Origin of the sequence: Celeribacter arenosi (genome assembly GCF_039539485.1) — a bacterium.
In the GTDB taxonomy this organism is placed as follows: Bacteria; Pseudomonadota; Alphaproteobacteria; order Rhodobacterales; family Rhodobacteraceae; genus Celeribacter; species Celeribacter arenosi.
On the sequence record NZ_BAABDF010000006.1, the window covers coordinates 34,714 to 48,390 of the forward strand.

Sequence of the window (13,677 nt, forward strand, 5' to 3'; positions counted from 1 at the left end):
TGACCCTCTGTAGGTCGTTGCTAAACTTGGACCTGACCGACGGAGAGATACTATGGCCAAGCGCACAACGGCACAGAAAATCTGTTGCGTGGGTTTTCAGAAAACTGGGACGACTTCCCTTAGTTCAGCACTCATGCGGTTGGGCTATAGCGTCGGGCAGTCGTGGCGCGAAGTAAACGCGGCCCTTGATCCCCACAGTGAGGATGCGCGCGAGGTTGTTGCAAAGACGACCATCGACATTCTTCGCGATCTGGATGCGATACAGGATTCGCCCTGTGCATTCCTCTTTGAGGAGTTCGATCGCGAATTTCCGGGGTCAAAATTCATCCTAACTTACCGACCGGTCGAGGACTGGCTCGCCAGTTATGACCGGTTCTTTGAAGAGGCCAATAATCCGCTGCGTACATGGATGTATGGCGTGGAGACATTCGTCGGAAACGAAGACACCTACCGGAAAATCTATCTCGAACAGAACGAAAAGATCCGTACATATTTTGCGGATCGACCGGAAGATTTTCTCGAACTGGATCTGTCCAAGGGAGATGGCTGGTATGAGCTGGTCAATTTTCTGGGGCCGGATTTCCTGCCCGGCTTTCCCCGCGAAAATGCGGGACGCACGCAAAAGCTCGCACACCAGCCATTTTTCGTTCGTCTGCGGCGCCGTTTGAAGAATTGGGTGAAGCGGGCGCTGGGCAGGACTCCTTAGTCTCCACGCACGACTAGCATAAACAATGAGTTAAGTGACCACAAATTTGTGATCACACGACTATTTTTGTGATCACACATAGCGGGAATGCGGATGTTTTCGATAACTGTTAGCGCTCACAGGGCGTGACTTCGCGGTGCAAAAGTTCCATACCTTCCTCAATGACACCCGCATCGCTCGTGAAAGGACGTCACTATGGCTGATGTGAACCGCGGCAATCGCCCGCTTTCCCCGTTCATGTTCGGGAAGTATTATCGCTTCCAGCTCACTTCCATTTCTTCAATGATGGTTCGCATCACAGGTAATGCCTTGATCGTTGCGGCTATCCTCGTGGTCTGGTGGCTCCTCGCCGCCGCGACCTCTCCGGAAAAATTCGAATTTATCGACTGGCTGATCCGCTCTTGGTTCGGTGATCTGGTCATGCTCGGATCGGTTTGGGCCCTTTGGTACCATCTCGGTGGCGGGTTGCGTCACCTGATCTGGGATGCGGGTGTGTGGCTCGATCTCAAGCGGTCCGAAATGATGGGCTGGGCCATGTTTGTCGGTGCGACTGTGCTGACAATCGTGACCGTGCTCGTTGTGTAAGGAGGGGATGGTATGCGTTATCTAACCGATCGCAAACGGGCCGTTGGCCTCGGGGCCTCCAAAACCGGTGTCGAACATCATTGGTTCATGCTGGTTTCCTCGGTGGGGCTGCTGATCCTGATCCCGCTTTTCGTTTTCACCTTTGGCTGCGCGCTGGGCGGCACCCATGCAGAAGTGGTGGCCTACTATAGCCGTCCCTTCCCTGCGATTGTCGCAGGCCTGACATTGGTCGTCGGCTTTGTGCACATGATGCGCGGATGGCAGATGATGGTGGAAGACTACTCCAAGGGATTGGTTCGGGTGTTCCTCGTGCTGGGCATGAATTTCCTGTGCTACGCGCTGATGGCCGCCGGCCTCTTCGCCTTGGTTAAACTCGCGCTGTAAGGACATAAGAACATGACGGCAGCATACGAATACGAAACCCACGACTATGATGTCGTGGTGGTGGGCGCCGGTGGCGCAGGTTTGCGCGCAACACTCGGAATGGCCGAACAGGGTTTGCGCACCGCATGCGTGACCAAGGTTTTCCCGACCCGTTCACACACGGTCGCCGCACAGGGTGGCATCGCGGCATCCCTGTCAAACATGGGCCCTGACAACTGGCAGTGGCACATGTACGACACCGTCAAAGGGTCCGACTGGCTCGGCGATACCGATGCGATGGAATATCTCGCGCGTGAAGCGCCCAAAGCGGTCTACGAACTCGAACATTACGGCGTGCCGTTCTCGCGCACCGAAGAGGGCAAAATCTACCAGCGCCCCTTTGGTGGCCACACCACGGAGTTTGGTGAAGGCCCGCCAGTGCAGCGAACCTGTGCTGCCGCAGACCGCACCGGCCACGCCATTCTGCACACGCTCTATGGTCAGAGCCTGAAAAACAACGCGGAATTCTACATCGAATACTTCGCCATGGACCTCATCATGTCCGATGACGGTCGTTGTACTGGTGTAGTGTGCTGGAAACTCGATGACGGCACCTTCCATGTCTTCAATGCGAAGATGGTTGTGCTGGCGACCGGTGGTTATGGCCGCGCCTACTTCTCGGCAACCTCTGCTCATACTTGCACCGGCGATGGCGGTGGCATGGTGGCGCGTGCGGGTCTCGCGCTGCAGGACATGGAGTTCGTCCAATTCCACCCGACCGGCATCTACGGCTCCGGCTGTCTGATCACCGAAGGCGCGCGCGGGGAGGGTGGTTATCTGACCAACTCCGAAGGCGAACGCTTTATGGAACGCTACGCGCCGACCTACAAAGACCTCGCGCCGCGTGACTATGTCTCCCGCTCCATGACCATGGAAATCCGCGAAGGACGCGGTGTCGGTGAACACGGCGATCACATCCACCTCAATCTCAGCCACCTGCCTGCCGAGGCACTGGCCGAGCGGCTTCCCGGCATCTCCGAGAGCGCGAAGATCTTCGCGGGCGTCGATGTCACCAAGGAGCCGATCCCCGTTCTGCCGACCGTGCACTACAACATGGGCGGCATTCCGACCAACTACTACGGTGAGGTCCTGAACCCGACGCCAAAAGATCACAACGCCGTCGTTCCGGGCCTGATGGCTGTGGGCGAGGCGGGTTGCGCATCCGTGCATGGTGCGAACCGTCTGGGCTCCAACTCGCTGATCGACCTCGTGGTCTTCGGGCGTGCCGCCGCCATCCGTGCGGGTCACGTGGTCGATGCGGAGGCCCCCAACGAGCCGGTGAACACCGCCTCTGTTCAAAAGGCATTCGACCGTTTCGACGCGATCCGCCACGCCAGCGGCCATACACCGACCTCCGATCTGCGTCTCGAAATGCAGCGCACGATGCAGGACGACGCTGCCGTGTTCCGCACCGACAAAACCCTCAAAGAGGGCGTCGATAAAATGGTCGCTGTTGCCGGCAAATTCCAGGATATCCAGGTTACCGACCGCTCTCTGGTCTGGAACTCCGATCTGATGGAAACGCTGGAGCTTGCGAACCTGATGCCAAACGCTCTCGCCACGATCGTGGGCGCGGAAGCACGCAAGGAAAGCCGTGGTGCACATGCTCACGAAGACTATCCGACCCGCGACGACAAGGTTTGGCGCAAACACACCATCTCTCGTGTCGAGGGCAACAAGGTGACGTTGACCTACCGCGACGTGATTGTAGCCCCCCTGACGACCGAGAAAGAGGGCGGTATCTCGCTGAAGAAAATCGCCCCCAAAGCGAGGACTTTCTAATGCGCGCCATTACGATTGCGCTTTCTCTCAGTGGCCTTGTCGCTCTGACAGGCTGTGTCGGGCAGAACAGTGCTGCCCGCGTCACGGTCGAGAAATGCGTGCGTGCGGCGGGCATCAGCGGGCAATACCAACTCGATTATCGCGCCGAGGGGCGCCAGCAGAGCTTTACCGTCATGCCCACTTCCGGCGTCGCCAGCGAACAGATCGCGGCAGCCAACGCCTGTATCGCACGCGCAGGCCTGCAATCGAGCGCAACAGGGTCGGGTGAATTGACGGCTCAGGACTACGTTCCCGAACTGTCCGGCGGGGTGACAAACTCCACCGATACCTATCGCAGCTGCGGTACCGCCGTCATGGTCGGCGGCTCGGGTTATTGCATTAAAGGGGACCGGTGATGGCTCCCAAAGACACGAAATTTGACACCGCAGGCAAGGCCGCAGGCGTCACCAAATGCGCCCTTAGGGGTTTAGGAGGGTAAGAGATGGTCCAGTTCGCACTCCCGAAGAACTCGAAAATCGTTCAGGGCAAAACATGGCCAAAGCCGGAAGGCGCGACCAACGTCCGCAAATTCCAGATCTATCGGTTCAACCCCGATGACGAAAAGAACCCGAGCGTCGATACCTACTTCATCGACATGGATAAATGCGGCCCGATGGTTCTTGATGCTCTCATCAAGATCAAAAACGAAATCGACCCGACCCTGACTTTCCGCCGGTCCTGCCGCGAGGGGATTTGTGGGTCCTGCGCGATGAACATCGACGGGATCAACACGCTCGCCTGTATTTACGGTCTCGACGAGATCAAAGGCGACGTGCGGATTTATCCACTGCCCCACATGCAGGTGATCAAAGACCTCATCCCCGACCTCACGCATTTCTACGCACAACACGCGTCGATCATGCCGTGGCTGGAAACCAAAACAAACCGTCCCGCCAAGGAATGGAAGCAGTCGATCGAGGACCGCAAGAAACTCGATGGTCTCTATGAGTGCGTGATGTGCGCATCCTGTTCGACCTCCTGTCCGTCTTACTGGTGGAATGGCGACAAATACCTCGGCCCAGCCGCCCTGTTGCATGCCTATCGTTGGATCATCGACAGCCGCGATGAGGCCACGGGCGAGCGTCTCGACGAGCTTGAAGATCCGTTCAAACTCTATCGCTGCCACACCATCATGAACTGCGCCAAAACCTGCCCCAAAGGTTTGAACCCCGCGGAAGCAATCGCGCAAATCAAAAAACTCATGCTCGAACGCCGCATCTAAAAATGCACGCCGCGCAACGGATTGGCCGCCCTTCGGGGCGGCTTTTGCGTATCTAGGAACTGGTTTGAAGCCCTGTTAGGCTCAGCAAACCGACACCGACAAAAAGGCCAGACATGCTCAGATCGACCGGAACCAGATTTTTGATCGTGGCACTATTGGTGTTGCTTATGTCCATTCCGATGCTCCTCGTGAGCTTCGTCGTTGGCGCGCGCCAGAACCACGCGCGCGACACCATCGAAAAGCTTGGACAGGAATGGGGTGGTCCACAGGTCGTGACCGGCCCGTTCCTCGTTATTCCGGTCACGGCGACGGTCGAACGCACGACCAGCCAGCCGGGGGGTGCGCCAAAGGGCGACGGCTCCGATCAGGCGAGCGCAACCGTGACGGAAACCGTGGTCGAAATGCGCGAAAGCGTGTGGGTGCTGCCCGATCGCTACGATCTCTCCGCCTCCTTCGAGACAGAGGTCAGGCACCGCGGGATATTCAACGTACCCGTCTATCAGGGCGTGCTTTCGGCCAAGTTCAACTTTGACGTAGATGACGTCGAGGCGAGCCTGCTCTCAGGCGAGGAGATACATTGGGACCTGGCCTCGGTGGACATCTCCATCTCCAATAACGCGGCTTTGCGTGGCGAGGCCGCGTTGGAAATCGATGGTGCCTCCTACGATCTTGAACCCCGTTCTCGCGGAAATGAATCGGGCATAGGGGCAATGGTTGGCGACCCGAGAGGAAAGCAGGAATTCGCACTCACGCTTGGTGTCAATGGCGCGCGCTCCTTCATGGCCACGCCGTCGGGGCGCACCACGCGGGTCGAGATTACGTCCGATTGGGCACACCCGAGTTTCCAAGGCGCCTATTTGCCCGATAGCTCGCAGATAACGGACGACGGGTTTTCAGCCGCCTGGACGATCCCGCATCTCGCGCGGGCTTTGCCACAGATTTCGCGGTTCTCCAGTAGGGCGATGATGAACCAATCGCTTGCTTTCGGGTTCGAAACCTTCGAGCCGAACAATTTCTACCAAAAAGCCTACCGCAGCGCGGCCTATTCGATCCTCTTCATTGCGCTCACATTTCTGACCGTGCTGCTGGTTGAAAAGCGAACGAAAAAGCCGGCGCATCCGGTGCAATACATCCTCATCGGCCTTGCCCAGTTGACTTTCGTGCTCCTCATGGTCGCCTACGCCGAACACATCGGCTTCCTCGCCGCCTATGTTCTCTCCAGTGGGGCGACCATCGGATTGCTGACACTCTACGGGTGGGTCGGATTGAAGTTGAAATCGCGCACATGGGTTCTGGGCGGGGTGTTGATTGTCCTCTACGCGGTCCTCTACTTTATTCTGGACTCGGTGGATTACGCGCTTCTTGCGGGGTCGACGCTGGCCTTCGGCGCACTTGCCGCGGCGATGCTACTGACGCGAAACGAAGAATGGTATGACGTGTCAAACGGCGGGAACAATGACGCCGCCGTGCCGACGCCTCCGACGCCCGATGGGACCGCCGCGAATGCAACCGATTGATCTACGCGCGTCTTCGGTGCGGCCCACGAGTTATTTCGTGTTTGGGGAGCGAAACTCGGGCACGAATTTCGTCCATAAACTCCTGCACCAGAATTTTCTGTGGCCTTTCGCCCCAGCCACACAGCGCATTGAACGCCATGGCCATCGCCACGGCTGGAAGCACGGGTTCCCGAGCGCCTATACCGCGCCCGAAGATCTCTTGGCGGTAGTCGTCTTTCGCGATCCGGAAACTTGGGTCCGCTCGCTTCACGCAAAGCCGTGGCACACGCACCGTTCCATGCGATGGCGCCCGATTTCCGAATTCCTGCGGCTGGAATGGCAATGCATCATCGACGATGTGAATTTCGGCATCCCGAAGGATGATCCTCGGTGGGGTAGCGAGTTGATGATCGAACGCGACCCGATGACGGGTGAGCGGTTCGCCAATGTTCTGAAACTGCGCAACGCGAAAAACCGTGGTTTTCTAAGCTTTCCCAAAAGATACGCAAACACGCTCCTCGTACGCTACGAAGATGTGCGCGATAACCAAGAAGGATTTGTCGAGGCGGTCCGCGCCGGCTTCGACCTCGCAAAGGACGGGGATTTCACGGCGGTCGATACCCGTCGCGGACAGAAGGGTAAGCCCTACGTTGCCAAAGACTACGCAGAACTGAGCGACGAGGACCGGTCCTTCATCTGGTCACAACTCGATCAGGAAGCCGAAAGCCGGATCGGCTATCGCCCCCCGTCCTGAGCGCGCCCTAGCTATAGGATTCCACGCCGAACACCTGCGTCGGCGAGTATCGGTCACCATAGGCCCAGCCTGCAGGCAACACCGCATCAATATCCGCGATATCTGCGGGCGACAGGTCAATGGACGCAGCGGTCACCAGATCGCTCAGGTGCTTGGCTGTGCGGGTTCCCGGAATCGGGATCAAATGGTCGCCCTGCGCCAAAACCCACGCGAGCGCGAGCGCCGATGTCGGCACCCCCCGCGCGGCGGCCAGAGTGCGAAACGCGCGAATCTGCGCCATGTTGGCGGACCAGTTCGGCTCGGTGAAGCGCGGGTTCGCTTTGCGAAAATCGCTGTCCGCAAAATTCGGCGGATCGAGGTCCACATCCGACAATGCCCCGCGCCCGACCGGCGAGAAGGGCACGAAGGTGATGCCCAGCTGCGCGCAGGTACGGACGACCCCGAGTTCCGGTTGGCGCGACCAGAGCGAATATTCGTTCTGCACAGCGGTGAGGGGCGTGACCGCATGGGCCTGTCGGATGGTGAAAGGCGCAACTTCTGATAGCCCCCACCCACCGATCAATCCCTCGTCGATCAACTTGCCCATCGTCTCCGCGACCTCCACGACGGGGGTCTGCGGATCGCGTCGGTGGATATAGTAGAGTTCGACGCGGTCCCGGTTCAGGCGGGTCAGAGACATCTCCAATTCGGAGCGGATGTAGTCCTCGGAATTGCCAAAACGGCGCGGCGGGCCGGGAATGATCCCGACCTTGGTCGCCAGAAATATGTCCGCGTTGCTCTGTTTCAGGAACCGCCCGACCACAGTTTCCGAACGTCCCATGCCGTATATATTGGCCGTATCCCAGAAATCGATACCCGCATCGACCGCGGCCTGCAGGGTCTCCATCGACACGTTGTCATCCGCAGCGCCAAACGCACCGGCCAAAGACATGGCGCCAAACCCGATGGCTCCGACAGAACGCGTGCCGATACGGCGCTGGGGAAGGGTCATTAGAACGCGGCCTCGAGAGCAATTTCCACCATGTCACCAAAGCTGCGTTCGCGTTCCTGCGAGGGGAGCGATTCATGGGTGAGCAGATGATCGGAAACCGTCAGCACCGCCAGCGCGCGACGCCCATGGCGCGCCGCCAGCGTATAGAGCTCAGCCGCTTCCATCTCGACGCCCATAATACCGTGGCGCGTCATCTGTTCGGTCAAATCGGGGCGCTCGTCGTAGAACACGTCCGATGAATAAATCCCGCCCACATGCGTCGGTGTCCCTTTGGCACGGGCCGCCGCGACCGCTTTTTCAAGCAGCCCGTAGTCGGCGCAGGGCGCATAGTTGAGTTCTTTCATGATCCCGCGCGATGGTGTGGACAGCGTGGTCGCCGTCATCGCGATGATCACGTCGCGTACGTCGATAGAGGTCTGCATCGCGCCGCAGGACCCGATCCGGATCAAAGTCTGCGCGCCATACTCGGTGATCAATTCGTTGGCATAAATCGACAGGGACGGCATCCCCATGCCCGACCCGTGGATCGTGACGCGGTTGCCTTTGTACTCGCCGGTAAAGCCGAGCATGCCGCGCACTTCGTTGATCAGTTTCGGTTTCTCGAGAAACGTCTCCGCGGCCCACTTTGCGCGATAGGGATCGCCCGGCAGCAAAACGGTTTCGGCAATGTCACCGGGTTTGGCGGAAATATGGGGCGTAGGCATGACGGGTCTCCTTGTTGCCGCGTTGTGCCCATTTAGACATGTCGCGCCGCCAGATTAAACCCATCTAAATCGACCGACGCTATTGGTGCGCCGGTGCCGCAGCGTCCCGTCTATTCCGCCGCTTCGCGCGCAGGATCAACCAGCGTCACAATGTCGAACATGATCCGGTTCAACTCAAAGTCTTTGGGGGTGTAGACCTTGGACACCCCGATCTTGCGCAGCGCCTCGGCGTCCGCTTCGGGAATAATCCCGCCGACGACCACAGGAACCTGTCCCAAACCGGCAGCAAAGAGGCGTTCCATCAGTTCCGAGATGAGGGGCAGGTGGGACCCAGACAAGATCGACAGTCCCACAACATCAGCCGCGTCACGCAACGCCGCATCAACAATCTCGCGCGGGGTGAGGCGGATACCTTCGTAGCTGATGTCAAAGCCCACATCGCGGGCGCGTGCAGCGATTTGTTCGGCGCCATTGGAGTGCCCGTCGAGGCCAGGCTTGCCGACGAGAAATTTGGGTTGGCGCCCCAGTGCCATCGCGACACGCGAAACCTCGCCACGTATGTCATCGAGACCCTCGGTGCGGTTCGACGGGTTTGCCGACACGCCGGTCGGGCCGCGATACTGCCCGAAAACCGCGCGCACAACGTCGCCCCATTCGCCGGTGGTGGCGCCGGCCTTTGCCGCGGCCACGGAGGCAGGCATGATGTTTGTGCCGTCGATGGCCGCTTGGCGCAGGTCGGCGAGCGCGGCTTTGACCGCGCCATCATCGCGCGCCTCGCGCCACGCAGTTAGACGTGCCACCTGATCAGCCTCAGCCTCTGGATCAGCTTCCATGATCGATCCGTCACCGGCGGTCAGGGGCGAGGGTTCGCCCACGGTCCACCGGTTCACCCCGACAACTGTCGTTTCGCCGCCTTCGATCTTGGTGATCCGCTCTGCGTTGGCCTCGACCAGTCGCGACTTCATATATTCGATCGCCTCGATGGCGCCGCCCATCCCGTCGAGCGTGGCAAGCTCTGCCCGCGCGCCTTCCTTTAGTGCCGCGACTTTGCGCTCCACGGCGGGGTTGTTGTCGAACAGGTCATCATATTCCAGGAGGTCGGTTTCATAGGCGAGGATCTGTTGCATGCGTAGCGACCATTGCTGATCAAAGGGCCGTGGCAGGCCGAGCGCCTCGTTCCACGCGGGTAGCTGCACGGCGCGGGCGCGGGCGTTTTTGGACAGGGTCACGGCGAGCATCTCGATGAGGATGCGGTAGACGTTGTTCTCGGGCTGCTGCTCGGTGAGCCCCAGCGAATTCACCTGCACGCCATAGCGGAAGCGGCGGAATTTCGGGTCCTCGACACCATAGCGTTCGCGCGTGATCTCGTCCCACAGCTCGACAAAGGCGCGCATCTTGCACAGCTCGGTGACAAACCGGATGCCTGCATTCACAAAGAAAGAGATACGGCCGACCATCGTTGGAAAGGCCTCGGCGGGCACTTTTTCCTTGAGGTCGTCGAGCACGGCGATGGCCGTGGCGAGGGCAAAGGCCAACTCCTGCTCCGGCGTCGCGCCCGCTTCCTGCAGGTGGTAGGAACACACATTCATCGGGTTCCATTTGGGCAGGTGCTCACGCGTGTAGGCGGCCACGTCTGTAATCATGCGCAAAGACGGGCGCGGCGGGCACACGTAAGTGCCGCGGCTGAGGTATTCTTTGATGATGTCGTTCTGCACAGTGCCCTGAAGTTGGGACACATCCGCACCTTGCTCTTCGGCCACCGCAATATAGAGCGCGAGAAGCCATGGCGCGGTCGCATTGATCGTCATCGAGGTGTTCATCTGTTCGAGCGGGATGTCGTTAAAGAGTGCGCGCATGTCGCCCAGATGCGCCACCGGTACGCCGACTTTGCCAACTTCACCCTTCGCCAACTCGTGATCGCTGTCATAGCCTGTCTGCGTGGGCAGATCGAAGGCGACCGAAAGGCCGGTCTGACCCTTTGACAGGTTGTTGCGATACAGCGCGTTCGAGGCCGAAGCCGTCGAATGGCCAGCATAGGTGCGAAAGAGCCAAGGCTTGTCTCTGGACTGGGATTCGGTCATGGCGGCCTCGATTGGCAAAGTAATATTATTTCTCTTGGGGGTTTATGAGCGGAATTTTGTGCCGTTGTCAATTCTCCGCACTGCGGCAATTTGAGAAAACCCCACGTATACTTCGAAATCCGCACAGCGAGGGTCGGATATCACGCCGGTATAGGCGCGATTTTCGCCATGTTCCCCTCAAATTTCTGCACTCGCTCGGTTATAAAATTACAAAAACATGCAAAACTGGATTGCAAAGTTGCGTGCTCGCTCGTATCACCATGCTCAGAGAGGCCGCGATTCTGCATTGCGGCGCAGGACGGGGTGTCCCGGCCCACGGGCACCCCAACCCACAAACACGATGTCAGGAGGGCACTATGGCGCTCGATACAAACCAACCGGCCTACACGGCAGAAGAAAAAGAGCTCTACGAAATCGGGGAAATCCCGCCGATGGGCTACGTGCCGTCCAAGATGTATGCTTGGGCGATCCGCCGCGAACGTCACGGCGAACCCGACAAAAGCTTTCAGGTCGAAGTCGTGGACACGCCAAAACTGGATAGCCACGAAGTGCTCGTCCTCGTGATGGCTGCGGGTGTGAACTATAATGGCATCTGGGCTGGCCTCGGCGTGCCGATTTCCCCCTTCGACAGCCACGGCGCGGATTACCACATCGCCGGATCGGATGCCTCGGGCATCGTCTGGGCGGTCGGATCGGCTGTGAAAAACTGGAAAGTCGGCGACGAGGTCGTGATCCATTGTAATCAGGACGATGGCGACGACGAACACTGTAACGGTGGCGACCCGATGTTCTCCCCGTCGCAGCGGATCTGGGGCTACGAAACCCCCGATGGTTCCTTCGCGCAGTTCACCAACGTGCAGGCACAGCAACTCTTGCCGCGTCCAAAACACCTGACATGGGAAGAGAGCGCCTGCTACACGCTGACACTTGCGACCGCGTACCGGATGCTGTTTGGCCACCACCCCCATGAACTCAAACCCGGTCAGAACGTTCTGGTCTGGGGCGCTTCCGGCGGCCTTGGTTCCTTTGCGATCCAGCTCGCCAATGCAGCGGGTGCCAATGCAATCGGGGTGATTTCCGACGAGGACAAACGTGACTTCGTGATGGGCCTCGGTGCTAAAGGCGTCATCAACCGCAAGGATTTCAACTGCTGGGGACAACTCCCCACAGTGAACACGCCTGAGTATAAAGAGTGGTTCAAAGAGGCGCGCAAATTCGGCGCGGCGATCTGGGAGATCACTGGCAAAGGCAACAACGTCGATATCGTGTTCGAACATCCCGGCGAGGCGACGTTCCCCGTCTCCACGCTCGTGTGCAAAAAGGGCGGCATGGTCGTGATCTGCGCAGGCACCTCCGGCTTCAACTGCACCTTCGACGTCCGCTACATGTGGATGCACCAGAAGCGCCTGCAGGGTTCGCACTTTGCCCACCTCAAACAGGCGGCATCCGCCAACCGGCTGATGATCGAACGCCGCATCGATCCATGCATGTCCGAAGTCCTGGGGTGGGACCAGATCCCTGATGCGCATATCAAAATGCTGCGCAATCAGCACAAGCCGGGCAATATGGCAGTGCTCGTCCAGTCCCCGAAACCGGGTCTTCGCACGCTGGATGATGTGTTGGAGGGGGGCGCCTAGGCACCCTAACGCCGCAGAAGTCTCTGCATTTGAAACCAAATAACCCGCTGTGGCATATGTCGCGGCGGGTTTCTTGGTTGTGTTGCCCTTCTACAACTTATAGTTGCACGCCTGAGTTTCGCCCGCTCCCAGACGCGAGAGAATCACCTATTCGGAAACTCTAACGCACTGATTTTTGAGCGTATTTATAGAAATCAGCACCTTACGAATTCCCACCTCGCTATTTTGGGGGAGTGCATATAGGCGAATTTCACAATGCAAAAACTCCTTCTAGGGTTGTTTCAGATCAGAAACTAAGCACCGAAGAGGGTTTACATGCGGCACGATTGGATACTTGATGTTCTCGCTGACCTACGCGTTTTCGCAAAGCAGAACGGTATGGAAGCGACCGCAGACCACCTTGCGGACGCCTGCCTTATCGTCGCGACCGAAATCACCAACGGGGGTCAGGACGTAAAGACGGACCGTGCGGGGGTGCATGACGGCGAATTTGGAAACGTTTCTGGAGGATATCCAGCACGTTGAGGACCTTGAAGGCTTTCAGGGTGCGACCGAAGAACTGCGCGATATTCTCGGCATCGCTCATGTCGTCTACCATTGGGTCAACAGCGTAGGAGAACGTTTCGGCGCCGGCACATATTCCTCCGAATGGGTCGATCGCTATCTCGAAAAAGACTACCTAAGGATGGACCCCGTCATCTTCGGGTGCTTCCAACGATTTACTCCCGTGAATTGGAAGCAACTCGACTGGTCCGCAAAACCCGCCCGCGCTTTCTTTATGGAAGCAATCGATTTCGGGGTGGGGAACCAAGGGTACACAATACCGATTCGCGGTCCGAGCGGGCAATTTGCCCTATTCACCCTGAATGATTCGAGCGCGGACGACGAATGGGAAGGATTTATCCGTGAACACGGGCGCGATCTCGTCATCATTGCGCATGAGTTCAATAAACGGGCACTGGAATTCGAAAAAGACAATAAATCCATGCCCCTCCCTGCGCTATCTCCGCGCGAATTATCGGCAATTACTTATCTTGCCAAAGGGTTATCACGTGCACAGGCAGCAGCCCAAATGGGCATCTCAGAGCACACATTAAGGGTCTATATAGAGGCTGGGCGGCATAAACTTGGTGCATTGAACACAACACACGCCGTCGCGCGGGCCCTCTCGATGGGCATTATCATCGTGTAACTACGCGTTGCGCTTAAAAAAGATGCATCGCGCTTAGGTAGAACTATCCGATAATCTCAGCGCAC

Annotated in this window: 14 protein-coding genes; 11 read left to right on the top strand and 3 right to left on the bottom strand. The window is 58.4% G+C overall.

All coding sequences use genetic code 11. From position 1 onward, the window contains the following. Positions 1–52 precede the first annotated feature (52 nt). From ABD815_RS06035 to ABD815_RS06070, 8 genes are all read left to right on the top strand, one after another. Positions 53–706: a sulfotransferase family protein gene (locus tag ABD815_RS06035; protein WP_344844961.1), complete on the top strand. Its 654-nt coding sequence runs from the start codon at positions 53–55 to the stop codon at positions 704–706. Positions 707–901: 195 nt separating this feature from the next. After that, complete coding sequence (sdhC, locus tag ABD815_RS06040; RefSeq protein WP_344844964.1) at positions 902–1,291, top strand: succinate dehydrogenase, cytochrome b556 subunit; 390 nt, start codon at positions 902–904, stop codon at positions 1,289–1,291. A 12-nt stretch (positions 1,292–1,303) separates the two neighbouring features. Beyond that, positions 1,304–1,675, top strand: coding sequence for a succinate dehydrogenase, hydrophobic membrane anchor protein (sdhD, locus tag ABD815_RS06045; RefSeq protein WP_344844968.1), 372 nt, complete (start codon positions 1,304–1,306; stop codon positions 1,673–1,675). Positions 1,676–1,687: 12 nt separating this feature from the next. Then, the gene (sdhA, locus tag ABD815_RS06050) at positions 1,688–3,496 is read left to right on the top strand and encodes a succinate dehydrogenase flavoprotein subunit (protein ID WP_344844970.1); all 1,809 of its coding nucleotides are present in this window, start codon (positions 1,688–1,690) and stop codon (positions 3,494–3,496) included. Next, positions 3,496–3,891, top strand: a complete 396-nt coding sequence (locus ABD815_RS06055; protein WP_344844973.1) for a hypothetical protein — start codon at positions 3,496–3,498, stop codon at positions 3,889–3,891. The genes sdhA and ABD815_RS06055 overlap by 1 nt, the downstream gene beginning before the upstream one ends. Before the next feature lie 86 nt (positions 3,892–3,977). Further along, positions 3,978–4,757 carry a succinate dehydrogenase iron-sulfur subunit gene (locus tag ABD815_RS06060; RefSeq protein ID WP_344844975.1) on the top strand — a complete coding sequence of 260 codons (780 nt, stop codon included), beginning with the start codon at positions 3,978–3,980 and terminating at the stop codon, positions 4,755–4,757. 113 nt (positions 4,758–4,870) lie between these two features. After that, a complete protein-coding gene (gene creD / locus ABD815_RS06065; RefSeq protein WP_344844979.1) occupies positions 4,871–6,274 on the top strand; it encodes a cell envelope integrity protein CreD in 1,404 nt (467 codons plus the stop codon). Next, complete coding sequence (locus tag ABD815_RS06070; protein WP_344844982.1) at positions 6,261–7,007, top strand: hypothetical protein; 747 nt, start codon at positions 6,261–6,263, stop codon at positions 7,005–7,007. The genes creD and ABD815_RS06070 overlap by 14 nt, the downstream gene beginning before the upstream one ends. Positions 7,008–7,014: 7 nt before the next feature. Here the strand turns inward: ABD815_RS06070 and ABD815_RS06075 are convergent, their stop codons facing one another. The 3 genes from ABD815_RS06075 to ABD815_RS06085 all read right to left on the bottom strand — a co-directional run bounded on the left by ABD815_RS06075 (position 7,015) and on the right by ABD815_RS06085 (position 10,783). After that, the gene (locus ABD815_RS06075) at positions 7,015–7,998 is read right to left on the bottom strand and encodes an aldo/keto reductase (RefSeq protein ID WP_344844986.1); all 984 of its coding nucleotides are present in this window, start codon (positions 7,996–7,998) and stop codon (positions 7,015–7,017) included. Beyond that, positions 7,998–8,702 (bottom strand): purine-nucleoside phosphorylase, encoded by a 705-nt coding sequence (deoD, locus tag ABD815_RS06080; RefSeq protein WP_344844990.1) that lies wholly within the window; start codon positions 8,700–8,702, stop codon positions 7,998–8,000. The genes ABD815_RS06075 and deoD overlap by 1 nt, the downstream gene beginning before the upstream one ends. A 110-nt stretch (positions 8,703–8,812) precedes the next feature. Continuing rightward, on the bottom strand, positions 8,813–10,783 hold the full coding sequence (locus ABD815_RS06085) for a protein meaA (protein ID WP_344844995.1): 1,971 nt from the start codon (positions 10,781–10,783) through the stop codon (positions 8,813–8,815). A gap of 356 nt (positions 10,784–11,139) precedes the next feature. Here ABD815_RS06085 and ccrA point away from each other — a divergent pair, with 356 nt between their 5' ends. The 3 genes from ccrA (at position 11,140) to ABD815_RS06100 (ending at position 13,612) form a co-directional block, all read left to right on the top strand. After that, on the top strand, positions 11,140–12,420 hold the full coding sequence (gene ccrA, locus ABD815_RS06090) for a crotonyl-CoA carboxylase/reductase (RefSeq protein ID WP_344844999.1): 1,281 nt from the start codon (positions 11,140–11,142) through the stop codon (positions 12,418–12,420). Between the two features lie 315 nt (positions 12,421–12,735). Further along, positions 12,736–12,945, top strand: a complete 210-nt coding sequence (locus tag ABD815_RS06095; protein ID WP_344845003.1) for a hypothetical protein — start codon at positions 12,736–12,738, stop codon at positions 12,943–12,945. After that, positions 12,899–13,612, top strand: a complete 714-nt coding sequence (locus tag ABD815_RS06100; protein WP_344845006.1) for a helix-turn-helix transcriptional regulator — start codon at positions 12,899–12,901, stop codon at positions 13,610–13,612. The genes ABD815_RS06095 and ABD815_RS06100 overlap by 47 nt, the downstream gene beginning before the upstream one ends. Positions 13,613–13,677 lie beyond the last annotated feature (65 nt).